The sequence below is a fragment of the Mycobacterium mantenii genome, assembly GCF_001667865.1.
Classification (GTDB): Bacteria; Actinomycetota; Actinomycetes; order Mycobacteriales; family Mycobacteriaceae; genus Mycobacterium; species Mycobacterium mantenii_A.
On sequence record NZ_LZJP01000089.1, the window covers coordinates 181,330 to 207,762 of the forward strand.

17 protein-coding genes are annotated in these 26,433 nt (G+C 67.5%); 12 read left to right on the forward strand and 5 right to left on the reverse strand.

What is annotated here, in order from left to right:
- The first annotated feature begins 26 nt into the window (after positions 1 to 26).
- Positions 27 to 884 (forward strand): LLM class flavin-dependent oxidoreductase, encoded by an 858-nt coding sequence (locus A5688_RS14630; RefSeq protein ID WP_067911467.1) that lies wholly within the window; start codon positions 27 to 29, stop codon positions 882 to 884.
- Here the strand turns inward: A5688_RS14630 and A5688_RS14635 are convergent.
- Together A5688_RS14635 and A5688_RS14640 are read right to left on the reverse strand one after the other, a co-directional pair.
- Positions 862 to 1,593, reverse strand: a complete 732-nt coding sequence (locus A5688_RS14635; RefSeq protein ID WP_067911464.1) for an SDR family oxidoreductase — start codon at positions 1,591 to 1,593, stop codon at positions 862 to 864. The genes A5688_RS14630 and A5688_RS14635 overlap by 23 nt on opposite strands.
- A 19-nt stretch (positions 1,594 to 1,612) precedes the next feature.
- The gene (locus tag A5688_RS14640) at positions 1,613 to 2,434 is read right to left on the reverse strand and encodes a FadR/GntR family transcriptional regulator (RefSeq protein ID WP_067829032.1); all 822 of its coding nucleotides are present in this window, start codon (positions 2,432 to 2,434) and stop codon (positions 1,613 to 1,615) included.
- A 94-nt stretch (positions 2,435 to 2,528) separates the two neighbouring features.
- Here A5688_RS14640 and A5688_RS14645 point away from each other — a divergent pair, with 94 nt between their 5' ends.
- Positions 2,529 to 4,922: a CaiB/BaiF CoA-transferase family protein gene (locus A5688_RS14645; protein WP_067911461.1), complete on the forward strand. Its 2,394-nt coding sequence runs from the start codon at positions 2,529 to 2,531 to the stop codon at positions 4,920 to 4,922.
- Positions 4,923 to 4,940: 18 nt separating this feature from the next.
- Positions 4,941 to 5,132 carry a ferredoxin gene (locus tag A5688_RS14650; protein WP_067829038.1) on the forward strand — a complete coding sequence of 64 codons (192 nt, stop codon included), beginning with the start codon at positions 4,941 to 4,943 and terminating at the stop codon, positions 5,130 to 5,132.
- Positions 5,133 to 5,184: 52 nt separating this feature from the next.
- Here A5688_RS14650 and A5688_RS14655 read toward each other — a convergent pair whose 3' ends face one another.
- The gene (locus A5688_RS14655) at positions 5,185 to 6,483 is read right to left on the reverse strand and encodes a cytochrome P450 (protein WP_207546671.1); all 1,299 of its coding nucleotides are present in this window, start codon (positions 6,481 to 6,483) and stop codon (positions 5,185 to 5,187) included.
- A 93-nt stretch (positions 6,484 to 6,576) separates the two neighbouring features.
- Here A5688_RS14655 and A5688_RS14660 point away from each other — a divergent pair, with 93 nt between their 5' ends.
- The 5 genes from A5688_RS14660 (at position 6,577) to A5688_RS14680 (ending at position 10,726) form a co-directional block, all read left to right on the forward strand.
- A complete protein-coding gene (locus tag A5688_RS14660) occupies positions 6,577 to 7,686 on the forward strand; it encodes an aromatic ring-hydroxylating oxygenase subunit alpha (protein ID WP_207546672.1) in 1,110 nt (369 codons plus the stop codon).
- Positions 7,686 to 9,251 carry an AMP-binding protein gene (locus tag A5688_RS14665; protein ID WP_067911455.1) on the forward strand — a complete coding sequence of 522 codons (1,566 nt, stop codon included), beginning with the start codon at positions 7,686 to 7,688 and terminating at the stop codon, positions 9,249 to 9,251. Before A5688_RS14660 ends, A5688_RS14665 begins: the two co-directional genes overlap by 1 nt.
- A gap of 62 nt (positions 9,252 to 9,313) precedes the next feature.
- Positions 9,314 to 9,739 (forward strand): nuclear transport factor 2 family protein, encoded by a 426-nt coding sequence (locus A5688_RS14670; protein WP_067829047.1) that lies wholly within the window; start codon positions 9,314 to 9,316, stop codon positions 9,737 to 9,739.
- A 13-nt stretch (positions 9,740 to 9,752) separates the two neighbouring features.
- On the forward strand, positions 9,753 to 10,283 hold the full coding sequence (locus tag A5688_RS14675; RefSeq protein WP_067829050.1) for an FAS1-like dehydratase domain-containing protein: 531 nt from the start codon (positions 9,753 to 9,755) through the stop codon (positions 10,281 to 10,283).
- Positions 10,280 to 10,726 carry a MaoC/PaaZ C-terminal domain-containing protein gene (locus tag A5688_RS14680; protein WP_067911450.1) on the forward strand — a complete coding sequence of 149 codons (447 nt, stop codon included), beginning with the start codon at positions 10,280 to 10,282 and terminating at the stop codon, positions 10,724 to 10,726. The genes A5688_RS14675 and A5688_RS14680 overlap by 4 nt, the downstream gene beginning before the upstream one ends.
- A 13-nt stretch (positions 10,727 to 10,739) precedes the next feature.
- Here A5688_RS14680 and A5688_RS14685 read toward each other — a convergent pair whose 3' ends face one another.
- A complete protein-coding gene (locus A5688_RS14685; RefSeq protein ID WP_067829056.1) occupies positions 10,740 to 12,212 on the reverse strand; it encodes an aldehyde dehydrogenase in 1,473 nt (490 codons plus the stop codon).
- 140 nt (positions 12,213 to 12,352) lie between these two features.
- Between A5688_RS14685 and A5688_RS14690 the strand changes: the two genes are divergently transcribed.
- Positions 12,353 to 13,702: a secreted hydrolase gene (locus A5688_RS14690; RefSeq protein WP_067911447.1), complete on the forward strand. Its 1,350-nt coding sequence runs from the start codon at positions 12,353 to 12,355 to the stop codon at positions 13,700 to 13,702.
- Here the strand turns inward: A5688_RS14690 and A5688_RS14695 are convergent.
- Entirely contained in the window at positions 13,682 to 14,839 is a 1,158-nt protein-coding gene (locus A5688_RS14695; protein WP_067829063.1) for an aromatic ring-hydroxylating oxygenase subunit alpha, read from the reverse strand. The genes A5688_RS14690 and A5688_RS14695 overlap by 21 nt on opposite strands.
- Positions 14,840 to 14,879: 40 nt before the next feature.
- Here A5688_RS14695 and A5688_RS14700 point away from each other — a divergent pair, with 40 nt between their 5' ends.
- The 3 genes from A5688_RS14700 to A5688_RS14710 all read left to right on the forward strand — a co-directional run bounded on the left by A5688_RS14700 (position 14,880) and on the right by A5688_RS14710 (position 26,377).
- The gene (locus A5688_RS14700; protein WP_067829066.1) at positions 14,880 to 15,773 is read left to right on the forward strand and encodes a MerR family transcriptional regulator; all 894 of its coding nucleotides are present in this window, start codon (positions 14,880 to 14,882) and stop codon (positions 15,771 to 15,773) included.
- Between the two features lie 60 nt (positions 15,774 to 15,833).
- Positions 15,834 to 16,556, forward strand: a complete 723-nt coding sequence (locus tag A5688_RS14705; RefSeq protein WP_067829069.1) for a DUF1906 domain-containing protein — start codon at positions 15,834 to 15,836, stop codon at positions 16,554 to 16,556.
- Positions 16,557 to 17,098: 542 nt separating this feature from the next.
- Entirely contained in the window at positions 17,099 to 26,377 is a 9,279-nt protein-coding gene (locus A5688_RS14710) for a type I polyketide synthase (RefSeq protein ID WP_067911444.1), read from the forward strand.
- The last annotated feature ends 56 nt before the right edge of the window (positions 26,378 to 26,433 follow it).

A 26,433-nucleotide genomic window follows, 5' to 3' on the forward strand; every position in this document is an offset into this window, starting at 1 on the left:
ACGGGTCCCGGACGCATAGGTGGCGCATGGCTGAGTGGTATCTGTTCCTGCCGCAGGTGAGGTTGTCGGCCGCCGACATCGCCGACCGGGCACATCACGCCGAGGCCAGCGGCTTCGACGGGATCGCCTTCATCGACCACCTCGAGGCTCCGGGGTTGCCCGACGAAAGCATCTGGGAGGCAATGGGCATTGCCACCTGGGTCGCGGCCAGGACCGAGCGGTTGCGGATCGGGCATTTGGTGCTGTGTGATGCATTTCGGCATCCGGCCGTGCTCGCCAAACAGGCCGTCACCTTGTCGGAGGCCTCGGAGGGCCGGTTCGAGTTGGGCCTCGGGGCGGGATCGTGGCCCTCGGAATTAGCCAGATTCGATATCGGCCAGCAGGATCCGCGGGCCAGGGTCGAACAACTCGGCCGTCACCTGGAACTCATCAGGGGATACTGGGGGGACAACGAACAATCCGGCCCGGCTTCGCAGGCTCCGCGACGGTCGTACCCGATACCGCTGGTTCTGGGTGGGAGCGGACCCAAGATGATGGAACTCGTTCGCAGATATGCGGATTGGTGGAATCTGCCGGCCAACCAGCTCGACAGGCTGCCCAAGCTCGCGCCGTCCGCGGGAACCGCCCGGATGTCGATTCAGCAGATGGTGGGCTTTGTGCGGTCGGGCAGCGATCCCGAAACCGTGCGCGAGGTCAGCGCACGGCGATTCGGCAACCTCGGGTCCGGACTGGTCTGCGGCGACGCCGACGAGCTGATCGGGCACTTCCGTGGGCTGGCCGCGCAGCGGGTCGAGCGGTTCTACGTCTGGTTCGCCGACTTCGCCGTGCCGGACTCCCTGCGCGAGTTCGGCGAATCGGTGATCAAGGCCTTTCCGGCGCCGTAGCCCTCGCGCGGCGACGGGCTTCGGTGGGCACGACCGGCGGTCGCGCGAAGGGTCCGCGCTCCACGGCGGACAGCCGGATTTCCGGCAGGTCGACCGAGGGGTCGAGGGTATCCAGCCAGGCGACCGCCTCGGCGACGTCCGACACCTGAATCGCGTACATCTCGAAGGGAACGTCCTGCAGCATCTCGGTGGCCACCGGGCCCGGCGTGACGATGTGCACGCTGATGCCGTCGCGGTCGACTTCGAGTGCCAGGGCCCGCGCGAACGCGTTCATTCCGGCCTTCGACGCGGAGTAGGCGGTGCGGGCCGGCATCGGCTCGTGCGCCGCCGACGACGAGATGAACACCAGCCGCGAGCCCGCCGTCATTTTGGGCAGCACCGCGGACGTCACCACAAAGCACGAATCCAGGTTGGCCGACATGATGGATTGCCACTGCTCGAAGGTCTGCTTGCGTGCGTAGGTTCCGCCGAGCGCGCCGGCCGCGTGCACGACGAGGTCGATCGTCTCCAATGCGCTTATGGCAGTGGAGAATCCGTTTGGATCCGAGGCGTCGGCCACGATGTGGCGGGCACCGATCTCCTCGGCGGCCGCGCGCAATGGTGCCTCGCGGCGGGCGGAGAGCACCACGTCGTAGCCGCGCTCAACCAGCTTGCGGGCGCACCCTTTTCCGATCCCACCGCTGCCGCCGGTGACCAATGCGGTTCGCATGACCGTTGCAGGCCGCCCTTCAGGAGTGCCGAACGTCCCGCGGCCGCGACAACGCCTGCGGGGAGAGCGCGTAGATGCGTTGATCGTGCTGACCGGACAGGACGTAGGTCTGCGTGTCGGCCAGGTGGCGACCCGCGATGCGGCGGGCCCGCTCGACGTTGCCCTCGGCGATCGTCTCGGTCAGCTTGACGTGCGTGCTGAGCACCGCGCGGCGCTGAGTGAGCGAGGGGTAGGTGCCGCGGGACGCGCTCTCGTCGGCCCACTGGCGCTCGTGGCTGCTCCACAGTGTCTCGAGGCTGCCGACGACGGCGATGATCGTGTGATTGCCGCAACCACGGACGACCTGATCGTGGAATTCACGGCCGATTTCCGTGAAAAGCCTTCCGTCGTCCAAGTTTTCGGCCATCGATTCGTTGATTCGCGTCAGTTCGGGCACCAGGGTTTCGGCCCGGTCAGGCCGGCGGGCGGCCAGGGCGGCGCAGGCGGGCTCGAGCTCCTGCAACGCCATGCCGAGGTCAGCGACCTCAACCGACTCGCTCTGCAGTAACAGGCCGAGCATGTAGGCGGCGCTGGTCTTCGCAGGGGCGTGCACGACGGCACCACCACGGTTGCCCCGCCGCACCGAAACCAGCCCCTCGGTCTCGAGAATCCGCAAGGCTTCGCGCAGCGAGACCAGACTCACGTTGAACTGTTCGACGAGCACCTCTTGGCGTGGCAGGAGATCGCCGTCCGCGAGTTCGCCGTCGATGATCTGACGGCGCAACTCATCGGCTACGATTTCGGCGATCCGCGGCGCCGACAACCGGCGCCGGGCGTCGGGGCCAATTCCCAAGGCGGTCATCCGATCCTCGAAACACAAGCAACTCGCTGGCTTAGCTATTTTAGCAGTAATGATATAAATAGCTTCTCTGATCGCATGTCGATCGGAAGGGCGGGTGCAATTGAGCGAGCGGTCCGACAGCCGGCCGACACCGCTACACGATTTGCGTGTCGTCGAGATCAGTGACCGGATAGCGGGCAGCTACTGCGGGAAGCTGTTGCTCGACGCCGGTGCGCAGGTGCACAAAATCGAGCCGCCGCAAGGGGATTCGCTGCGGCGGTATTCGGCCAGCGGTTCGCCGGTTGCGCCGGAGGCCAGCGCGCCGTTTTTCAGCTATCTCAATGCGGGCAAGCGCAGCGCGATCTTCGCGCCCGGGTCACAGCGCTACCGCGACGAACTCGCCGCCGCCGACGTCGTGGTCGTGACGGCCGGCCCGGCTCGGGCCGCGGCGCTGGGCATCGACCCGCAGCAACTGCTGGACCGCTCGCCGCGGGCAATCATCGTCACCATCTCCGACTTCGGCTGGACCGGGCCCTACGCGGACCGGGCCGCCACCGAGTTCACCCTGCAGGCGTGGGCGGGCTCGCCGGGCTTCCGCGGCGATCCCGCCGGGCCGCCGATTTCGATCGGCGGTGATCTCGGCGAGTACATGGGCGGGGTGTTCGCCGCGTTCGGTGTCCTGGCGCTGCGCCGCCGCGTCGAGCGCGGCGGCCTGGGCGAACACCTGGACCTGTCCATGCTGGAAGCGATCACCACGATGCAGAGCAGCGAATGGCTGCATTCGCAGCTGCTGCGCGTCCCGCCGATCCGGCGCACCACCGAGGTGCCGTCGATCGAACCCGCCAAGGACGGCTACGTCGGCATCACCATGGTCACCGGTCAGCAGTGGCTCGACTTCGCCGCGATGGTCGAATGTCCGCAGCTGGAGCAGATCGAACAGCTGCGGTTTCAAATCGGCCGGTGGCAATACCGGGACCTGATCCGCGAACAGATCCATCCCTGGCTGGCCGAACGCACCGTCGCGGAAATCGTCGAACTCGGCCAGCTGTTCCGGCTGCCGATCGCCGCGCTGGGCAACGGCTCCACCATTCGGGAGCTCGAGTACGTGCGCGAGCGCGGGGTCTTCACGCGAAACCCCGCCGGCTTCCACCAGCCCCGGCCGCCGTGGCTGATGTCGGTGTGTGCGCCCGCACCCGTGGGTGCCACGCCCCTGCTCGGCGAGGCCGACGACGAGTCCCCTTGGCGCCGTGCGGAACTCGAAGCGGATCCGACGCTGGATGGATTACCGCTGGCCGGGGTTCGCATAATCGACCTGACCGCGTTCTGGGCGGGCCCCGCCGCAACCCACCTGCTTGCCGCCTTCGGCGCCGACGTCGTCAAGATCGAGTCGATTCAGCGCCCAGACGGCATCCGCTACTCGGGCGGGATGCGCACCGACGTGGACGACTGGTGGGAGTACGGCTGGGTGTTCCACGCGATGAACACCAACAAGCGTTCCGTCACACTGGATTTGGGATCCGAACCGGGTCGCCGCCTGTTCACCGAGCTGGTCGCCGGCGCCGACATCGTGATCGAGAACTTTTCGCCGCGGGTGATGGAGCAATTCGGGCTGACCGACGACGTACTGCGCAAGGTCAACCCGAAACTGGTGTTCGCGCGCATGCCCGCGTTCGGAGTGGAAGGGCCGTGGCGGGAACGGGTCGGGTTCGCCCCGACCATGGAACAGATCGCGGGCTTGGCCTGGGTGACCGGCCTGCCGGACGCGCCGCCGGTGACACCGCGCGGGGCCTGCGATCCGCTGGCCGGCGTGCACGCCGCGTTCGCCGTGCTGGCCGCGCTGAACTTCGCCGAGCGCACCGGGACAGGCCAGCTGGTCGAGCTGCCCATGCTCGAAACCGTGCTCAATGCCACCGCGATCCAGGCGATCGAGGCGGAGGTCTTCGGGGTGACGCTGAGCCGTCGCGGCAACCGCGGCCACAGCGCGGCGATCCAGAACATCTACCGGTGCTCCGGTTCGGACGACTGGATCGCGATCACCGTTCGCAACGATGAGCAGTGGACCGCGCTGGTGGACGTGATGGATCGACCCGGGTGGTGCGACGACGAGGCCTTGTCCACAGTCGCCGGACGTCACCAGCGAGCCGACGACATCGATGGCCGGCTGGCGGACTGGTTCGCCGGGCAGCCACTCGACCCGACGGTGGAGCGTTTGGCGGGCGCGGGCGTCCCCGCTGCTCCCGTCGTGTCGCCGTCGCTGGTCACCGACAATCCGCAACTGCGCGAGCGCGGCTTCTTCGAGGCGTTGCATCATGCGAGTACCGGATTGGGTCTGTACCCCTGCCCGCCGTTCGCCCGCCTCGCCGGGCAGGACAACTGGCTGCTGCGGCCGCCGCCGAGGCTGGGCGAGCACAATGAAGAGATCCTGCACGATCGGTGCGGGCTGACCGACGAAGAACTGACACGCCTCGCGACCAGCGGGGTGATCGGGACCCGACCCAAGGGCCTCTAGAGAAGTGGAGGGTATCTGATGCGCGTAACGGTCGACGAGAATTTGTGTGAGGCCAACGGCTTCTGCGAATCGCTTGCGGCGGAAGTGTTCGAGCTGGGTGACGCCGATGTGGTGCAGATCGCGGACGGTCCCGTGCCGCCGCGCCTGGAGATCGACGTGCGCGCCGCGGTGGACCAATGCCCCAAGGCCGCGTTGCGGCTGCTGGACTGACTCATCCGACGACGAGCGCCGAAACGGCGCGAGTGTGGGGGCGCTACCTGAGTCAGCGCCGTTCGGTCAGCGATATGGCCATCTCGTCGTAGATCGACATGTTGGTGGTCAGGTTTGGATGCGCCACCGTGGCCGGGCCGATCTCGATGTCATCGCAGCGCAACAACAGTTCGTCGAGGACCGCGCGGAGTTCTGCCCGGGCCAGCATCGCCCCCAGGCAGTGATGCGGTCCGCCGCCCCCGAATGCCACGTGAGGGTTGGGCTGCCGGCCGATGTCGAAGACGAACGGGGACTCGAAGACCTCCTCGTCGCGGTTGGCCGAACGCAGCGTCGACACCACGCGTTCGCCCTTGGCGATGTGCTGGCCGTCCATTTCGACGTCGACTTTTGCGGTGCGGGTCCAGTACGCCACCGGCGAGGCCCAACGCAATACCTCCTCGACCGCGCTGGCCCGCAGCGCTTCCTCCGAGCGGTACCGCTCGATCTGCTCGGGGTTGGCGATGAAGGCTTGCAGCCCGATGGCCAGGGCGTTCTTGGTGGTGTCGCTGCCGGCGAACGCCAGCACAAAGAAGAAGAATTCGAGTTCGTTGGCGGGCAGGCTGAACGGCTCGCCGTCGTCACCGGTGATGACCGCGGACGCCAGGGTGCTCCAGATGTCGTCGGTGGGGTTGCGCCGCTTTTCGGCGGTCAGCTGCATCGCGTACTCGAAGACCGAGCCGAAGAGCTCGAGTTCGACCTGACCGCTCGGGTGGTCTTCGGGCGCGAGCGCCTTGAGGATGCGGTCGAATATGTCGAAGATCCGCGGCCGATCCTCCTCCGGAATGCCGATGATGTCGCCGATCACCGTCATCGGCAACGCGTCGGCGACGTCCTCGATCCAGTCGCCACCGCCCCGGGCGAGCAGGCCGTCGATCATCCGCGCCGCGCGGGCTCGGATGCCGTTCTCCAGCTTGGCGATCGCCCGCGGATTGAACGCGTTGGAGATCAGCTTGCGGCGCTTGTTCAACGCCGGCGGGTCCAACGTGATGATCGTCGGGAACGACGAGAACATGGCGACCGGTTGAATGAGTGGACCGTCGGCCGCGGTGAACGAGTCGGTGTCGCGGTGCAGGCGGACCGCGTGCCGATGTTTGGTGGCGACCCAGAATTGGCGCTTGACGGTGGAGGCGACACCCGGCGTCAGGTCGTGCCGGAACAGCGGATTGCTGCGCCGCAGTTCGGTGAACAACTCGTCGGGAAAGCCGTTACGCCACAGGGCGAAATCGGAAAGGTCGACTGCCGCGGCCGTCATGCACCACCCCGCTTGCTCAGGCGTCACGCGACCACCGGCGGGCGCCGCGTTGACGTTCAATGTCTAAAATAGTAAAAATAGACTTTAGTCGTCGAAACGCGGTGAGGTAAGAGCGGCCCAATTGCGCCCGGCCGCGTGGGAAACGGAGTTCTCGTGACGAATACGATTCCAGAATCAGACCCTTCAGAACGGGAGTTCGGGCAGGCCGGCATCGCGTTGTCGACCTACCGCTTCCCGACGGGCTGGTTCATCGTCGCTTTTGGGACCGATCTGGCTCCGGGCCAAGTCAGGCGCGCGCACTACTTCGGTGAGGAGTTGGTGCTGTTCCGCACGCAGTCCGGCCAGGTCCACGTGATGGAGGCCTACTGCCAGCATCTTGGCGCCAACCTCGGGGTCGGCGGCACGGTGGAGGGCGAAAACATCGTCTGCCCCTGGCACGGGTGGCAATGGCGCGGCGACGGAACCAACGCGCTGATTCCCTACAGCAAGATCGGCTGCAAGAACAACGTCCGCATCCGGACTTACCCGAGCATGGAGTGGTACGGCTTCATCTTGGCCTGGCACGAGCGGCACGGCCGGGCGCCGTACTGGCAGCCGCCGGTGCTACCCGAGCTGGAAACCAACGAGTACTACCCGCTGCACCCGCACACCCAGATGCTCAACCGGGTCAAGGTGCATCCGCAGATGATCATCGAGAACGCCGCCGACCCTTACCACGTGCAATACGTGCACAAGGCGGCCAATCCGGCCACCACGGCGTCGTTCGAGGTCGCCGGGTACCACCTGCACGCCACGGTCAACGCCCATTTCGGCGGGGGACGGGCGCAGACGTGGTTGACCCCGAACGGCCCGGTCGACGCCAAGATCATCTACGACAACTATTCGCTGGGCCTGGGCGTGGTGCGGTTCCCCAGCGAGTTGGTGGCCACCGTGCAGGTCACCGGTCAGACGCCGGTCGACGAGGACTACACCGATTACTTCTACACGCAGGCGTCCGTCCGGGAGCCGGGCGACAGCGGTGACGTGCCCACCGGACGTGCCGCCCGGTTCCTGGCTCTCCAGCAAGAGGTCATCAAACAGGACTTCTTTACGTGGGAGAACATGAAATACCTGGAGAAGCCGAACCTGGCGCCCGAAGAGGCCCACGACTACGCGGCGCTGCGCCGCTGGGCGCACCGCTTCTACCCGGGGGAGCAACCATCGCCCTCCGACTTCGGCTATAACGCCGACGGCGAGCCCGACCCCGCGGCCGCGAAAGCTTGATGCGGGGGCCCGCCGACTTCGGCGTCGACCGTTTCACCGTGCCGGCCGTGCTGGATCGCCGCGCGCAGCAGTATCCCGACCGGGTGATGATGTCGATTGCCGGCGTCGACGTGACCTTTGAGCAGATGCGCCGGCGGTCCTGCGCCGCGGCAAACATGTTGACCGACTTGGGTGTCGGGCGGGGCGACCGCGTCGCGTTGTTCACCGGCACGTGCCCGGAATGGGTGTACTTCTGGCTGGGCGCCGCGCGAATCGGGGCGGTGAGCGCGGCGATCAATGCGGCGAACAAGGGTGACTTCCTGCTGCACGCCCTTCGGCTGTCGCGGGCCAAGGTGCTGCTGACCGACGCCGAACGCCGGCCCCGCGCCGCCGAGGTCGCCGACGCGGTGGAAACCCTGACAAGCGTTGTGGTGCAGGGTGATTCGCTCACGGCGACGTTGAGTCAAGACACCGACGGTGCACCGGCCGGCGGCCCCGGTCAGGCGGACGGCCTCGCCTGCCTGTTCTACACGTCGGGCACCACCGGCCCGTCCAAGGCGGTCGCCACGACATGGCAATACCTGTTTTCGGTCGCCGCGACGGCCTCATCGGCCTGGGAATTTCGCGAGGGTGAGGTGCTGTGGACGGCGATGCCGCTGTTTCACCTCAGCGCGGCGCCCAGCATCCTGGCCCCCATGCTGGTTGGCGCAACCACGGTGCTGGCGGGGGCTTTTCATCCCGGCGAGGTCTGGGACGACATACGCGCCCGCGGGGCCATCGGGTTCGCCGGCGCCGGGGCGATGGTGTCGATGCTGCAGAACATGCCCGCGGATCCGCGCGACGCACAGCTGCCGTTGCGGTTCATCTCCGCCGCTCCGATCGATGTGGCTTCCTACCGCGCGATCGAGAAGCGCTATGGCTGCCGCATCGTTACGATGTACGGGCTCACCGAGGCGTTTCCCATCGCGGTCAAGGCGGTGGCCGACAGTGGGGTTCCGGGCACCTCGGGACGGCCGAATCCCGATTTCGAGGTGCGGATCCTCGACGAACACGGAACCCCGCTGCCCGCCGACACGGTGGGTGAGATCGCTTGTCGGCCCAGGCATCCGCATGTGATGAGCGAAGGTTATGTCGGCGCGGATTCGGAGATAGAGCCGCATCCGGAATGGTTTCGCACCGGCGATCTCGGGAGGCTTGATCGCGATCGGAATCTGACATATGTGGACCGGCTCAAGGATTCTTTGCGCCGGCGCGGTGAAAATATCTCTTCGGTCGAAGTGGAGAGCGTCGTCATGCGCCATCCCGCCGTGGCGGAAGCCGCGGCCGTCGGCGTGCCCAGCGAGCTGGGGGAGGAGGACGTCCTGATAGTCATCACGTTGCGGCCGGGCGCCACACTGGATTTCGCGGAACTGCTGGACTTCTGCTCGGCCCGTATGCCGTACTTCTGCGTGCCTCGATTCGTGGAGACGGTCAATGAACTGCCGAAGAACGTAATCGGACGAATACGTAAAGATTTGTTGCGTGCTCGTGGCTTGAGTGAGGCCACTTGGGATCGCGAAGAACACGGTTATGTCGCCAGCCGCTGAGTTAAGTTAGTGTTACGTGAGGCGATTTCCCGTCATTTCCCTACAGAGGCTGGAGAGCCACCATGACCCTGACCTATCAACAAGAGCAGTTCCTCCACGCCGCGACGGGACGCGCTGCAATCCTGGATTTGAATGCCCGGCACAACCGGGCCTACTCGGCCGGCGACCGCGACCGCTGGATCTCCACCTTCCGTCATTCGGGCGCCAGCTATACCCGCGACGGTGAGCGGTTCGACGACCTGCGTTCGGCCTTCGACGGTGGCGACGGTCAGCGACTGGTCACGGTCGATCACGAGATTCGCATCGACGGGGTCAACGCGTCCCAGCATTGTGTCGTCGTGCTGTTCGCCGCCATGTACGGCGACACCACATTGCGGGCCACCGGGACATTCCGCGACACCTTGACCTACGAGCGGGGTGGTTGGTACTTCACTTCCCGTACGTTGCAGTGGGATTCGGTCCCGAGTCGGCACCCGCTCGTCATGTGAGCGGCACCAATACGTGGATCAGGACTTCAGTCAGCGGCTAGCCTTCGGCACCTATGAGGATGCGCTGCGGATGGTCGGCGCGAAGGGCGAGCCCCGCACAGCGGCGACCGCGGTCAGCGCCGCACGCATCCAGTTGTTCGCCGCGATGGTCCGCGACGGCAATCGCTCCTATTGGGATTCCGAGTTCGCCCGCCGGCATTGGGGAGGCCTGCTAGCGCCACCGGCGCTGTTGATGGGCTGGCTGATCGCGCCGCCATGGCAACCCGGAGGCAGGAGGTCGGGTTCGCTGATCGCCCTGCGGGTGCCGCTGCCCGGCACCACATTCATCAACGCCGCCAACACGGTCGAGTTTCCCGAGCCCATCGTCGAGGGTGACGTGCTGACCGTGGTCGACGAACTGGTGTCGGTGTCGCCGGAAAAGCAGACGCGGCTGGGCGTGGGCCACTTCGTGGAGACGCTGGAGACCTACCGCCGCCAGGACGGGACCGTGGTGGCCACCTGTCGTAATACCTTGTTCCGCTTCACCCCAGGGGCGTCCTCGTGACCGGCGACGGCCTGGACTGGAACCGGATCACCGTTCCTGCCGAGCTGCCGGAGGTGGTCGACCACATCAGCTACCAGCGCGTGGTGGAGAACGCCGGAGCGACGTGGGACTATTTTCCCGGACATTTTGATCCGAATTACGCTCAGACCCAGGGCAATCCGACGATCTACGTTAACACGATGCACCTGGCTGGTTTCGCCGACCGGGTCGCGACCGACTGGGCGGGCCCGCGGTCCCGGGTGGTACGCCGCTCCATGCGGCTGGCCGGCTCGGTGTATGCCGGCGACACGATCATCGGCCGGGGCCGGGCCGTCGCGAAGCGGCGGGACACCTCGGTGGACCCGCCGCGCTGTCTGGTCGACATCGAAATCCAGGTGACCAATCAGCACGGCGCCCTGTGCTGTCCGGTCGAGCTGACCCTGCAGGTGCCCGAAACCGTTTGAGCGCCGGTGCGTTTCAGTTGGACAGCGGCGGCAGTTGGCCTTTGCAGATCAGCGTCTGCAGCTCGACGTACTCGTGCAGCCCCTCGGGCCCGAACTCGCGCCCGATGCCGGACTGCTTGAAGCCGCCAAACGGTGCGCCGATGTCGAGGGTGTACATGTTGATGCCATACGTCCCCGTGCGGACGGCGGCCGCGACGTCCAGTCCGTGTTCGATGTCGGCGGTCCACACCGAACCGGCCAGCCCGTAGTCGGTCTCGTTGGCGATGCGGATCGCGTCGTCCTCGTCGCGGTAGCGCAGGACCGTCAGCACCGGACCGAAGATCTCCTCCCGGGCGATGCGCATGTCGTTGGTGGCGTCGGCGAACAGCGTCGGCTGCACGTACCAGCCGCGCTCGGACGGGCTCTGTTCGCCACCGAGCACGACGCGGGCGCCTTCGCTGCGGCCCGACTTGATGTAGTCCTGGACGCGGCGCTGTTGTCGTTGGGCCACAAGCGGTCCGATGTCCGTCGCCTCGTCGGCCGGATCGCCGACGTTCAGCGCCGACATCATTCCGGCCAGCGCGTCGACGACCTCGTCATGTTTACGGTCGCTGACCAGGATCCGGGTTTGCGCGACGCAGGCCTGCCCGTTGTTCATCAGCCCCGCGGACTTCAGGCCGGCTACCGTCTTACCGATGTCGGCGTCGTCGAGGATGATCGCCGCGGACTTGCCGCCGAGCTCCAGGCTCACCCGCTTGAGCTGCTCGCCGCACAGCGCGGCGATCCGGCGCCCGACGGCACTGGAACCGGTGAACGCGACCTTGTCCACCCCGGGATGACGCACCAGTGCCTCGCCGATCTCGGGGCCGCCGGGCAGCACCGACACCACGCCTTCGGGCAAACCGATCTGCTCGATCATCTCGGCCAACCACATAGCGTCCAACGGTGTTTCGGGCGCGGGCTTGATGATGACCGTGCAGCCCGCGATCAACGCCGGGATCAGCTTGGGCATGATCAGAAACTGCGGGACGTTCCACGGCACAATCGCCGCGACCACCCCGACCGGGGCCCGGCGCAGGTGCACTTCGCCGAGCACGCCCTGGCGGCGCTCCTCCCACGCGAAGTCGCGGGCGGCGGCCAGCGAGAGGTGGATCAGCGCGGCGGCGGCCGCCCCCTGGCCCATCCGGCTGAAACTGCGCGGTGACCCCATCTCGTCGGTGATGAGGTCGGCCATCTCGTCGGCGTGGCCGGCGTAGATTCCGGCGAGCTGTTCGACCTTGGCCATCCGGTCGGCATGGCTCATCCGTGGCCACGGGCCGTGATCGAACGCGTGCCGTGCGGCGGCGACGGCGGCCTCGACGTCCTCGGGGCCGGCGACCTGGACGTGCCCCATCGGTTCCTCGGAATGCGGCGAGATCACGGCGAGCTGCTGGGGATTGGCGGGCTTGCGCCACTGCCCTCCGATGAACAGTTCGTCATAGCAACGATGGTCGGAGTTGTTCGTCATCAGGGCACTTCCTTGGGGCGGCGGCGGGTGCAGGATGAGACGGTGTCCGCAACTTTCTATTGACGCTAACATAGCGAAAAAAGGACTGGTCAGAAATCCGCGGGCGGATCATCAGCGACGATGGCGAGGCGAGGCGCGATATGAATAATGACTGGCGCAGCTATCCATTTCAGTTGGTGCCCGGCGACAGCCAGTTGGAGTTTCCCGCCGCCGAAGGCGAACACCCCGATCAGGAGTCGGACACCTGGTTCATCGCCGGCCAGCTCGACGCCGCGGACACCGGTCGGTCGTTCGCCTTTCTGACCATCTTCAACAAGAACCGCCCCGGCGGGACGGTCGTAGCGGACTTCTACACGATGGCGCTGTTCGACCTCGACACCGGCGATTACGGAACCTTCACCGATTACGACATGCCGCCGGCCAATATGGAGCCGGGCGCCCAGCGCAAGCTGACGATGGCGTCAGGCCATCTCGACATCACTTACCACAGCAGCGCGGGAACCGCGTCGTGGACCACCAGCCGCAATAGCGATGGCGAACTGCTGCCCTACACCTATCGGGTCAGCCTGGTCGGAAAGGATCAGTCCGGTCGGCCCATGCGGCTGGATCTGGCCGTAACACCAACGCGCGCACCGACACCGGTGGGTGCATCGACGTACAACGGGAAGATCGTCTGCTTCGGTCAGAGCGATACCTATTCCTACTTCCAGACCGGTATGGCGATGACCGGCACCTTGCGTTGGGGCGACGTGGTCCAGCAGGTGTCCGGCACCAGCGGGCACGTCGATCGGCAGTGGTTCCCGAAGTACGCCGGCGGCGGTGGGTCCGGGGGAGACCCGCGGGCCAGGTCGCACGAATGGCGCACGATCAACTTCGACAACGGTGTTGACCTGAGTATCTGGCGCCAGTTCGACCGCACCAACAGCAATGAGCTGCAGCCGTTTACCGGTGTCACGACCAGCCACCCGGACCCCGCGATTGCGCCGGAATGTGCCGAAGACCTCGAGGTCACCGTCACCAGTTACGTGCGCTGGCCGGAGGCCGTGCGTCCCCTGGTGCGGCCGCTAGCCCCGGCTCGGTACATGCCCGATCGGCACCGGATCACTTGTCCCACATTGCAATTGGACCTCATTGGAGAGCCGTTGGTGGCGGCCCCGGCGCACGGCCTGCCGATCGAGTACATGGAGGGTCCCTACCGCTACCACGGGACGATGTGGGGAAATCCGGTCACGGGCTTCGCCTTCAATGAACGCTCGCTGGCGCTGTACCGGGATTGGGAACTGATCGAGGTGCTTTCCACCACCGTCGCGAACTTGGCACCGCCGGCCCCCGAGCTGCAGACCATGGTCGATCAGGTCGTGCCCCTGGTGGCCGCCGGCCATCGCAAGGCGGCCGTTGAGCTGCTGTTCAGCTCGGCGCCTGTCGAAAATGACGCGCTGGCAATGCTTCTCGATGACCTGATCAAGGTGCTATCGGCTGACGGCAGTTGACTGCTGCGACAGCGCCCGGGCCCACGTGATGTGGCGATGCTGTAACCCCGGCTCGTTGCGGCCGAACACCAGGTGGTCGCGGGCTCCCGACTCGAGATTGGCTTGCAGCCCCGCGGCCAGCCGGTAATCCTCGTCGCGCACGGTGGCGTGCGCATAGTCGAAAACTTGTTGGACGGCGGTTGCCACCGCATCATCGGAGACGTCTTGCGGTGTTGCGTTCTGGTGGACGGTGATTGACCTGCCGGGCCGGTCCCCGGGGTAGACCCGGAACAGCTCACCGTTGGCGATCGTCACCGAAATCACGATGTTGGGGAACAGTGCATAGATCACCACCACGTTGTAGAACGGGCTCCATTGATCCTCCGGCACGTCGTCGAGCTCCACGATGGTGTTGAGCGGAAAGATCAGCCGGTGGTGCGGCCCGTAGGAGTCGAACACCGTGCAGTTGCTCCGCGCGATCGTGGCGAAGGTCTGCCGGTGGACGGTGGCGAAGTGATAGTTCTCGGCGAAGGTGTCGATCGCTAATTTCCAGTTGATCGGGGAGTCCAGCACCTTCTCACCCAATGGGGACCAGCGCCCGATGCCCCAGGAGTCGAGTTCGTCGGCCAGCGGGCCCAGGTGTGCGGCCACGTCCAGCGTCGCCCCGGGATCCAGTGCCACCCAGAGGAATCCGGCGAATTCCGAGGCCGGGAGCTCGGTCAGGCCGGCGGACCCCAGCGGTACGTCAGGGAAACCCTCGCGTCCGGGCATCCCGGCCAGCCGCCCGGTGTTGTCGTACGTCCAGGCGTGGTACGGACAGGTGAACCGCTTGGCGGTGCCGCATCCCGACGCCACCTGCGACTGGCGGTGCAGGCAGACATTGTTGAATGCCCGCACCGCTCCATCGGCGGCTCTGGTCAACAGGATGGATCGCCCCATCACCGTCTTGGTGCAATACGCGCCGGGGCCGGGAAGTTCCGAGACGTAGCCGACCAGTTGCGGGCTGTCCAGCAGCATGGCGCGGTCCTGATTGTGCCGCTCGATGCCGGTGTAGTCCTGCGCGTCGACCGTGTGCTGGGCGGGAGCGAGATCGGTCGTCTTGTCCCGCGCCAACTTCAACGCGCGCCGGGTCAGGTCGATGAGCTGGTGGTGTTCCATCCGCTGATTACAGACCTTGTGACAGTTGTAAGGTCAAGGAGTGGCTGAGCAGTTGCTGATCGGCGACGTCACGGCCTTGACGGGCATCGCTTCCGGCCGTATTCGCCATTACGAGAAAATCGGATTGCTGCACGCGCATTACCTGCCCAACGGCTACCGGGTTTTCGACGTCGAGCAGGTCCTCGACTTGTTGCGCATCGACCTGATGCGGAGCCTCGGCCTCGGCATCAACGACATTCAGCGGCTGATCGAAGGTGGGCACAGCACGCTGGCCGGCCTGCTCGACGAGCACCGCACGTTGCTGATGCAGCAACGCGAGCGGCTGGACCGGCTGATCCAAGCCATCGATGCCGCCACCGAGTGCGGCGGCGGAGACCTCAGCGAACACATCCTGCGCCGGTTGGCGACCACACACCGCGACAGCATCGGTGTGATCGGGCGGCTCAGCGCCCCCGTGTCGGCACCCCTCGCCGCGATGTACGCCGACTTGTTCGACGAGTGGGACCTCCCGGTTCCGGTGTTGTTCGGACAAATGGTGCTGCCGACCGCGGCCAGCACCCTGTTGTCGCAACTGGCCGAGACGCCGGGCCGCGAGGTGCTGTTCGATCGGTTGCGCGACCTGGCCGCCGATGTGATCGCGTTGGGCGAGGACGTTGCGGCGGCGGAGAAACTCGCCCGCAGGTGGATCGACCAGCAGCTCGCCGACCCCCTGCCCGACGATGTGGTGGCCGTGCTGCGGGGCGTGCAACCGCTGTTGGAGCACGATCCGGTGATCGTGCAGGGCTTTCGCGCGTGGGCGGGCTCCATCAGCCCGGCCGCCGCCCGGTTCATCGCGGAGATTGCCCAGCAGACGGCTTGCCGCGGACTGGAGGCCGTGAGCGTCATCGTGCTGCCCGCGCCGGAACCCGTCCAAACCGACGATGCTGCACTGTGATGCAGATGTGATCAGTGTGATCCACGTGGCATATGGGGTTTCTGTCGTACCCTGTGGCTTGTGTCATCCGTTTCGCGACGCGATCTGCTCAAATTCGCGGCCACAGCCCCTGCGCTGCTCGGTCTGGGGGCCGCGGGCGCGTCGCTGAGCGCCGCGCCGGCATCGGCTTCGCTCGGCACCCTGCTCGACTACGCGGCCGGGGTCATTCCGGCCAGCCAGATCCGGGCCGCCGGCGCCGTGGGATCGATCCGGTACGTGTCGGACCGCCGCCCCGGCGGCAACTGGATGCTGGGCAAGCCGATCCAAGTCGCCGAAGCGCGGGACCTCGACAGCAACGGCCTCAAGATCGTGTCCTGCTATCAGTACGGCAAGGCCAGCACCGCGGACTGGCTGGGCGGCGCCAACGCCGGCCTGCAGCATGCCCAGCGTGGGATGCAGCTGCACGCCGCGGCCGGCGGGCCCGCCGGCGCACCCATTTATGCCTCGATCGACGACGATCCCTCCTACGAGCAGTACAAAAGCCAGGTGGCGCCCTATCTGCGTTCGTGGGAGTCGGTAATCGGTCATCAGCGCACAGGCGTGTACGCCAATTCGAAGACCATCGACTGGGCGCTGCACGATGGATTGGGCTCGTACTTCTGGCAGCACAACTGGGGTTCGCCCAAGGGGTACGCCCACCCGGCGGCCAATTTGCACCAGGTTGAAATCGACAAACGCAGCGTCGGTGGGGTCGGCGTGGACATCAACGAGATCCTCAAGCCCCAATTCGGTCAGTGGGCCTAACGCCCGATGCCGTCGTCCGGCGCCGCCGAAACGCCGACTCTTAGAAATCCCAGCAAACACTCGTTCGCTCATTTCCGGTAGGGGCGCGGGCGGCCAATCGCCGTCGGATGCTGCCGGCGGCACCGCGACGGCACTCCGCGGCCCAAAATTTTTATGTAACGATTCGATAACAAGACTGCCTTGATCTGCGCAGTTATAGCTACTCGACCGTAACCACCTGCATGCAGCAGGTTTGTTAATCGGGTCCGCGCCGCCGGTGAAACCGCGTGTTACCCAGGACACGGTTACCCGTGCGTAGAACTCATCAGTAACCGATCAGCACGCAAAACGAGGGCTGATCCTTATGACACTCTTAGTACAGCCGATGGAGTCCGTCGCGCCGCTCAGCACCACCCGGGCGGTCCGCCGACAACACACCGGCCAGCCGTTTTCCCGGCTAGTGATTCGACGCTGAACCACGCCGCATCGACAGAACCCCCGCCCGGCGGTGGTGACCGCCAGACGAACGAGACCTAAAGACGCATACAGGGGAGACAGACAAAGTGACGATCCACGAGCACGACCGGGTGTCCGCCGACCGCGACGGGCATGGCCCGCAGGGGGGCAAGCACCCACAAGCCGGGGACACCCACGCTCTTGTCGACCGCCTGACGGCCGGCGAGCCGTACGCCGTGGCATTCGGCGGCCAGGGCAGCGCCTGGCTGGAGACGCTCGAGGAACTGGTGTCGTCGGCCGGCATCGAGTCCGAGCTGGCGACGCTGGTCGGTGAGGTGAACCTGCTCCTCGAGCCGGTCGCCAAGGAACTTGTCGTGGTGCGTCCAATCGGCTTCGAACCGCTGTCGTGGGTGCGTGCGCTGGCAGCCGAGGATCCGGTCCCCTCTGCCAAGCACCTGACTTCGGCCGCGGTATCAATACCGGGCGTGCTGCTCACCCAGATCGCGGCCGTGCGGGCGCTGGCACGGCAAGGCATGGACCTGAAGGCGACGCCGCCGGTGGCGGTCGCCGGACACTCCCAAGGCGTGCTCGCCGTCGAGGCGTTGAAGGCCGGGGGCGCCCGCGATGTCGAGCTGCTGGCGCTGGCCCAGCTGATCGGTGCCGCCGGCACGCTGGTGGCCCGCCGGCGCGGGATCTCGGTGCTCGGCGACCGCCCGCCGATGGTGTCGGTCACCAACGCCGATCCCGAACGCATCGGCCGGCTGCTCGAAGAGTTCGCGCAGGACGTGCGCACCGTGCTGCCGCCAGTGCTGTCCATCCGCAACGGCCGCCGTTCGGTCGTCATCACCGGCACCCCGGAACAGCTGTCCCGCTTCGAGCTCTACTGCCAGCAGATCTCGGAGAAGGAAGAAGCCGACCGCAAGAACAAGCTGCGCGGCGGCGACGTCTTCTCGCCGGTGTTCGATCCGGTCCAGGTCGAAGTGGGCTTCCACACGCCCCGGCTGGCCGACGGCATCGACATCGTCGGCAGCTGGGCCGAGAAGGTCGGCCTGGACGTCGAGCTGGCCCGGCACCTGACCGAGTCGATCCTGGTGCGTCCGGTCGACTGGGTGGAGGAGATCACCCGCGTCAACGACGCCGGCGCTCGCTGGATTCTCGACCTGGGGCCCGGTGACATCCTGACCCGGCTGACCGCGCCGGTGATCCGAGGCCTCGGTGTGGGCATCGTGCCCGCGGCGACCCGCGGCGGGCAGCGCAACCTCTTCACCGTCGGTGCCGTCCCCGAGGTCGCGCGGGCCTGGTCGAGTTACGCCCCGACGCTGGTTTCCCTGCCCGACGGCAGGGTCAAGCTCTCGACCAAGTTCACCCGGCTCACCGGCCGCTCGCCGATCCTGCTGGCCGGCATGACCCCGACCACCGTCGACGCCGCGATCGTGGCCGCCGCGGCCAACGCCGGTCACTGGGCCGAGCTGGCCGGCGGCGGGCAGGTCACCGAGGAGATCTTCGCCGACCGCGTCGAGCAGCTGTCCGGGTTGCTCGAGGACGGCCGTACCTACCAGTTCAACGCGCTGTTCCTGGACCCGTACCTGTGGAAGCTGCAGGTCGGCGGCAAGCGGCTGGTGCAGAAGGCGCGCCAGTCCGGCGCGGCCATCGACGGTCTGGTGATCAGCGCCGGCATCCCTGATCTGGAGGAGGCCGTAGAGCTGATCGAGGAGCTGGGCGAGGTCGGCATCAGTCACGTCGTCTTCAAGCCGGGCACCGTCGAGCAGATCCGCTCGGTCATCCGCATCGCGACCGAGGTTTCCACCAAGCCGGTGATCGCGCACATCGAGGGTGGACGCGCCGGCGGTCACCACTCCTGGGAGGACCTCGACGACCTGCTGCTGGCGACCTACTCGGAGTTGCGGTCGCGCTCCAACATCACCGTCTGCGTCGGCGGCGGCATCGGCACGCCGGAGCGGGCGGCCGAATACCTGTCCGGGCGCTGGGCGCAGGCCTACGGCTTCCCCCTGATGCCGATCGACGGCATCCTGGTCGGCACCGCGGCGATGGCGGCCAAGGAGGCCACCACGTCGCCGTCGGTCAAGCGGATGCTGGTCGAAACCCAGGGCACCGATCAGTGGATCGGGGCCGGAAAAGCTTCGGGCGGAATGGCGTCCAGCCGTAGTCAGCTCGGTGCGGACATTCACGAGATCGACAACAGCGCCTCACGGTGCGGCCGGCTTCTCGACGAGGTAGCGGGAGACGCGGAAGCCGTCGCGGAACGTCGCGACGAGATCATCGCGGCGATGGCCAACACCGCCAAGCCGTACTTCGGCGATGTCGGGGAGATGACCTACCTGCAGTGGCTGCAGCGGTACGTCGAACTGTCCATCGGTGATGGCGATTCGACCGCCGACACCGCGTCACCGGGCAGCCCGTGGCTGGCCGACACCTGGCGCGACCGTTTCGAGCAGATGCTGCAACGGGCCGAGGCGCGTTTGCACGCACAGGATTTCGGCCCTATCGAGACGCTGTTCGACGGCTCCACCGACGACGGCGCACGGCTGCTGGAAAATCCCGCCGAGGCTATCGCCACCCTGTTGGCGCACTACCCCGACGCCGAGCGCGTGCAGCTGCACCCGGCCGACGTCCCGTTCTTCGTCACGCTGTGCAAGATGCTGGGCAAGCCGGTCAACTTCGTGCCGGTGATCGACAAGGACGTGCGGCGCTGGTGGCGTAGCGACTCGCTGTGGCAGGCGCACGACGCCCGGTACGACGCCGATCAGGTGTGCATCATCCCGGGTACCGCGGCGGTGGCCGGCATCACCCGGATGGACGAACCCGTCGGTGAACTTCTGGACCGCTTCGAGCAGGCCGCCATCGACGAGGCGCTGGCCGCCGGAGTGGAGCCCAAGGCCGTCACGTCGCGCCGCACCGGTCGCGCCGACGTGACCGGTCCGCTGGCTCTCGTGCTGGACGCCCCCGACGTGCTCTGGGCCGGCCGCACCGCGACCAACCCGGTCCATCGGATCGCCGATCCCTCCGACTGGCTGGTGCATGACGGACCCGAGAGCCGCCGCGCCACGCATTCATCGACCGGGGCGCGGCTCCAGGTCGACGGCGACCGCGTCGTGCTCAGCGTTCCGGTGTCGGGCACCTGGATCGACATCCCATTCACCTTGCCGCCCAACACCGTTGACGGTGCCACCCCGGTGGTCTCCACCGAGGATGCCGCCACCGCGATGCGCGCGGTGCTGGCCATCGCCGCCGGGGTCGACGGGCCCGACTTCCTGCCCGCGGTCACCGACGGAACGGCCACCGTCACGGTGGACTGGGACCCCGAGCGGGTCGCCGACCACACCGGCGTCACTGCCACCTTCGGAGAACCGTTGGCGCCGAGCCTCAAAACCGTGCCCGACGCGCTCGTCGGCCCCTGCTGGCCCGCCGTCTTCTCGGCCATCGGCTCGGCCGTCACCGACGCCGGCATTCCGGTTGTCGAGGGCCTGCTGAGCCTGGTGCATCTCGACCACGCCGCCCACATGGTCGGCACCCTGCCGAAGTCCCAGTCGCAATTGACGATCACCGCAACGGCTTCGGCGGCCATCGACACGGACATGGGCCGCGTCGTCCCGGTTTCGGTTGTCATTGCCGACGCCAACGGTCAGATGATCGCCACGCTCGATGAGCGTTTCGCCATCCTGGGACGCACCGGCTCCGCCGAACTGACCGACCCGGCGCGCGCCGGTGGCGCGGTGTCGCAGAACGCGACCGACACCCCGCGTCGGCGCCGCCGCGACGTCACCATCACCGCCCCGGTCGACATGCGGCCGTTCGCGGTGGTCTCCGGTGACCACAACCCCATCCACACCGACCGGGCCGCCGCACTGCTGGCCGGACTGGAATCGCCCATCGTGCACGGCATGTGGCTGTCGGCCGCCGCCCAGCACGCGGTGACCGCCACCGACGGTCAGGCCCGCCCGCCGGCGCGGCTGATCGGCTGGACCGCGCGCTTCCTGGGCATGGTGCGTCCCGGCGACGAGGTTGCGTTCCGGGTCGACCGAGTCGGAATCGACCAGGGCGCAGAGGTTTTGGAGGTCGCCGCCCGAATCGGATCGGACCTGGTGATGTCGGCGACGGCGCGCCTGGCGTCCCCGCACACCGTCTACGCCTTCCCCGGCCAGGGAATCCAGCACAAGGGCATGGGCATGGACGTCCGGGCCCGGTCCAAGGCCGCCCGCAAGGTGTGGGACAAGGCGGACAAGTTCACCCGCGACACCCTGGGCTTCTCCGTCTTGCACGTGGTGCGCGACAACCCGACCAGCATCATCGCCAGCGGTGTGCACTACAACCACCCCGAGGGCGTGCTGTACCTGACGCAGTTCACCCAGGTCGCGATGGCCACGGTGGCCGCCGCGCAGGTCGCCGAGATGCGCGAGCAGGGCGCCTTCGTCGAGGATGCGATCGCCTGCGGCCACTCCGTCGGTGAGTACACCGCGCTGGCCTGCGTGACGGGCATCTACGAGCTGGAAGCCTTGCTGGAAACGGTGTTTCACCGTGGATCGAAGATGCACGACATCGTGCCGCGCGACGAGCTCGGCCGGTCCAACTACCGGCTGGCCGCGATTCGGCCGTCGCAGATCGACCTGCCCGACGACGAGGTTCCGGGCTTTGTCGCTGGAATCGCCGAGAGCACAGGCGAGTTCCTTGAGATCGTCAACTTCAACCTGCGCGGCTCCCAGTACGCGATCGCCGGCACAGTGCGAGGCCTGGAAGCGCTCGAAGAAGAGGTGGAGCGGCGCCGCGAGATCAGCGGCGGCAAGCGCTCGTTCATCCTGGTGCCCGGTATCGATGTGCCGTTCCACTCGCGGGTGCTGCGCGTCGGGGTGGCGGAATTCCGGCGGTCGCTCGACCGGGTCATGCCGCGCGACAAGGACCCCGACGTCATCATCGGCCGCTACATTCCGAACCTGGTGCCGCGTCCGTTCACCCTGGACCGCGACTTCATCCAGGAGATCCGCGATCTGGTGCCGGCCGAGCCGCTCGACCCGATCCTCGCCGACTACGACACTTGGCTCGCCGAGCGCCGCATCGAGATGGCACGCACCGTCCTGATCGAGCTGCTGGCATGGCAGTTCGCCAGCCCGGTGCGCTGGATCGAGACGCAGGACCTGCTGTTCACCGAAGAGGCCGCCGGCGGTCTGGGTGTGGAACGGTTCGTCGAGATCGGTGTGAAGTCCGCGCCGACCGTCGCGGGCCTGGCCACCAACACCCTCAAGCTGCCCGAATACGCCCACAGCACAGTGGAAGTGCTCAACGCCGAGCGCGACGCGGCCGTGCTGTTCGCCACCGACACCGACCCCGAACCCGAGGACGAGCCGGAGGTCGCGGTGGATTCCGACGCTGCCGCGTCGGACGTGGGGCCCAACCCCAATGTCGCACCGGCCGTCGCTGCGGCTCCCGCTGCCGCCCCGTCGGGGGGCCCGCGCCCCGACGACATCGGGTTCGACGCCGCCGACGCCACCCTGGCGCTAATCGCGTTGTCGGCCAAGATGCGAATCGACCAGATCGAGGAGCTGGACTCCATCGAGTCCATCACCGACGGTGCGTCGTCGCGGCGCAACCAGCTGCTGGTGGACCTGGGTTCGGAGCTGAACCTGGGCGCCATCGACGGCGCCGCCGAAGCGGACCTGGCCGGGCTGCGCGCGCAGGTGACCAAGTTGGCGCGCACCTACAAGCCTTACGGCCCAGTGCTTTCCGACGCGATCAACGACCAGCTGCGCACGGTGCTGGGGCCCTCGGGCAAGCGGCCCGGCGCCATCGCCGAGCGGGTCAAGAAGACCTGGGAGCTGGGCGAGGGCTGGGCCAAGCACGTCACGGTCGAGGTGGCGCTGGGAACCCGCGAGGGAACCAGCGTGCGGGGTGGCGCCATGGGCCACCTGCACGAGGGCGCGCTCGCCGATGCCGCTTCCGTCGACAAGGCGATCGACGCCGCGGTGGCTTCCGTCGCCGCGCGTCGTGGCATCGCGGTTTCGCTGCCGTCTTCGGGCGGTGCCGGCGGCGGTGCGACCGTCGACGCGGCCGCGCTGAGCGAATTCACCGACCAGATCACCGGCCGCGACGGCGTGCTGGCCTCGGCGGCCCGCCTGATCCTGGGCCAGCTGGGCCACGACGACCCGGTGAGCGCGCTGCCGGCAGCCACCGACGCGGAGCTCATCGACCTGGTGACCGCCGAGCTCGGCGCCGACTGGCCACGCCTGGTGTCGCCGGTGTTCGAGCCGAAGAAGGCGGTGCTGTTCGACGACCGGTGGGCCAGCGCGCGCGAAGACCTGGTCAAGCTCTGGCTCAGCGACGAGGGCGACATCGACGCGCGGTGGGTGGACCTGTCCGAAAGGTTCGAGGGCGCAGGCCATGTGGTGGCCACCCAGGCCACCTGGTGGCAGGGCAAGGCCCTGTCCGCGGGCCGTCAGATCCACGCATCGTTGTACGGCCGCATCGCGGCCGGCGCCGAGAACCCGGATCCGGGCCGGTACAGCAGCGAAGTCGCCGTGGTGACGGGCGCCTCCAAGGGCTCGATCGCCGCGTCGGTCGTCGCGCGACTGCTCGACGGCGGTGCCACCGTCATCGCCACGACGTCCAAGCTCGACGACGAGCGCCTGGCGTTCTACCGCGGGCTGTACCGCGACCACGCCCGCTACGGCGCCGCGCTATGGGTGGTCGCCGCCAACATGGCGTCCTATTCCGACATCGACGCGCTGGCCGAATGGATCGGCACCGAGCAGACCGAAAGCCTTGGGCCGCAGTCGATCCACATCAAGGACGCGCAGACCCCGACGCTGCTGTTCCCGTTTGCCGCACCGCGGGTCGCGGGTGACCTGTCCGAGGCCGGCTCTCGCTCCGAGATGGAGATGAAGGTGCTGCTGTGGGCGGTGCAGCGGTTGATCGGCGGGTTGTCGAGGATCGGCGCCGAGCGCGACATCGCGTCGCGGCTGCACGTGGTGCTGCCGGGCTCGCCGAACCGCGGAATGTTCGGCGGTGACGGCGCTTACGGTGAGGCCAAGTCGGCGCTGGACGCCTTGGTGAGTCGTTGGCACGCCGAGTCGTCGTGGGCGGCCCGGGTCAGCTTGGCGCACGCGCTGATCGGTTGGACCCGCGGCACCGGGCTGATGGGCCACAACGACGCCATCGTCGACGCGGTCGAGGAGGCCGGGGTCACCACCTACTCGACCGATGAGATGGCGGCAATGTTGTTGTCGCTCTGCGACATCGAGTCCAAGGTGGCCGCGGCGAGTGCGCCGATCAAGGCCGACCTGACCGGCGGGCTGGGCGAGGCGAACCTCGACATGGCCGAGCTCGCGGCCAAAGCCCGCGAGCAAGCCACTTCGGGCGAGGAGGCCGACGAGGCCGCCACCGAGGGCACCATCGCCGCGCTGCCGTCCCCGCCGCGCGGCTTCACCCCGGCACCGCCTCCGGAATGGGCAGACCTCGACGTCGACCCGGCCGACCTGGTGGTCATCGTCGGTGGCGCGGAGCTGGGCCCCTACGGCTCGTCACGAACCCGCTTCGAGATGGAGGTCGACAACGAACTGTCGGCTGCCGGCGTCCTGGAGCTGGCCTGGACCACCGGGCTGATCCGCTGGGAGGACGACCCTCAACCCGGTTGGTACGACGCGCAATCGGGCGATCTGGTCGACGAATCCGAGTTGGTCGAGCGCTATCACGACACCGTCGTCGAGCGCTGCGGCATCCGCGAGTTCGTCGACGACGGCGCGATCGACCCCGATCACGCTTCGCCGCTGCTGGTGTCGGTGTTCCTGGACAAGGACTTCGCCTTCGTGGTGTCCTCGGAGGCCGACGCGCGCGCCTTCGTCGAGTTCGATCCGGAGCACACGATCATCCGGCCGGTGCCCGACTCCAGTGACTGGCAGGTGATCCGCAAGGCCGGCACCGAGATCCGGGTGCCGCGAAAGACCAAGCTGTCGCGGACAGTGGGGGCGCAGATCCCCACCGGGTTCGACCCGACCGTGTTCGGCATCAGCCAGGACATGGCCAGCTCGACCGACCGGGTGGCCCTGTGGAACATCGTCGCGACCGTCGACGCGTTCCTGTCGTCGGGCTTCACCCCGGCCGAGTTGATGCGCTGGGTGCACCCGGGGCTGGTGGCCAGCACGCAGGGCACCGGCATGGGCGGCATGACGTCGATGCAGACGATGTATCACGGCAACCTGCTCGGCCGGAACAAGCCGAACGACATCCTGCAGGAAGTTCTGCCGAACGTCGTTGCCGCGCACGTCATTCAGAGCTACGTCGGCAGCTACGGCGCGATGATCCACCCGGTGGGCGCGTGCGCGACCGCGGCGGTGTCGGTCGAGGAGGGCGTCGACAAGATCCGTCTCGGCAAGGCCGAGCTGGTGGTCGCCGGCGGATTCGACGACCTGACGCTGGAAGCCATCATTGGCTTCGGTGACATGGCGGCCACCGCCGACACTTCCATGATGCGGGGCCGCGGCATCCACGACTCGAAGTTCTCCCGGCCCAACGATCGACGCCGGCTGGGATTCCTCGAGGCGCAGGGCGGCGGCACCATCCTGCTGGCGCGCGGCGACCTGGCGCTCAAGATGGGCCTGCCGGTGCTGGCCGTGGTGGCCTACGCGCAGTCGTTCGCCGACGGCGTGCACACCTCGATCCCGGCGCCGGGGCTGGGCGCGCTGGGCGCCGGTCGCGGCGGCAGGGATTCGGCGCTGGCGCGGTCGCTGACCAAGCTCGGCGTGGGCGCTGACGACATCGCGGTGATCTCCAAGCACGACACGTCGACCCTGGCCAACGATCCCAACGAGACCGAACTGCACGAGCGGCTCGCCGACTCGCTCGGTCGCTCCGAGGGTGCGCCGCTGTTCGTGGTGTCGCAGAAGAGCCTCACCGGGCACGCCAAGGGCGGCGCGGCGGTCTTCCAGATGATGGGGCTGTGCCAGATGCTGCGCGACGGGGTGATCCCGCCCAACCGCAGCCTGGATTGCGTCGACGACGAACTGGCCGGCTCGGCCCATTTCGTGTGGGTGCGCGAGACCTTGCGGCTCGGGGAGAAGTTCCCGCTGAAGGCGGGGCTGCTGACCAGCCTTGGGTTCGGCCACGTTTCGGGGTTGGTCGCGCTGGTGCACCCGCAGGCCTTCGTCGCCGCGCTCGACCCGGAGCAGCGCGCGGACTACCAGCGGCGCGCGGACGCACGCCTGCTGGCCGGTCAGCGGCGGCTCGCGTCGGCGATCGCCGGCGGCGCCCCCATGTACGAGCGGCCACCGAACCGTCGCTTCGACAGTGAGACACCGGAGAAGCGTCAGGAGGCGGCGATGCTGCTCAACCCGGATTCGCGCCTGGGTGACGGCGAGGCCTACCAGGTCTCGGCCGGATGACGCCGGCTTGTTGTCCGGCTGCGCACCGGTCGGCTACGCGGACCGCATCGTCGCCG

What these genes read in the sequence shown, in the direction of transcription:
- A5688_RS14630 (WP_067911467.1), top strand. Translation starts at nt 27, where the DNA reads ATGGCTGAGTGGTATCTGTTCCTGCCGCAGGTGAGGTTGTCGGCCGCC.
- A5688_RS14635 (WP_067911464.1), bottom strand. Translation starts at nt 1,593, where the DNA reads ATGCGAACCGCATTGGTCACCGGCGGCAGCGGTGGGATCGGAAAAGGG.
- A5688_RS14640 (WP_067829032.1), bottom strand. Translation starts at nt 2,434, where the DNA reads ATGACCGCCTTGGGAATTGGCCCCGACGCCCGGCGCCGGTTGTCGGCG.
- A5688_RS14650 (WP_067829038.1), top strand. Translation starts at nt 4,941, where the DNA reads ATGCGCGTAACGGTCGACGAGAATTTGTGTGAGGCCAACGGCTTCTGC.
- A5688_RS14665 (WP_067911455.1), top strand. Translation starts at nt 7,686, where the DNA reads ATGCGGGGGCCCGCCGACTTCGGCGTCGACCGTTTCACCGTGCCGGCC.
- A5688_RS14670 (WP_067829047.1), top strand. Translation starts at nt 9,314, where the DNA reads ATGACCCTGACCTATCAACAAGAGCAGTTCCTCCACGCCGCGACGGGA.
- A5688_RS14685 (WP_067829056.1), bottom strand. Translation starts at nt 12,212, where the DNA reads ATGACGAACAACTCCGACCATCGTTGCTATGACGAACTGTTCATCGGA.
- A5688_RS14690 (WP_067911447.1), top strand. Translation starts at nt 12,353, where the DNA reads ATGAATAATGACTGGCGCAGCTATCCATTTCAGTTGGTGCCCGGCGAC.
- A5688_RS14695 (WP_067829063.1), bottom strand. Translation starts at nt 14,839, where the DNA reads ATGGAACACCACCAGCTCATCGACCTGACCCGGCGCGCGTTGAAGTTG.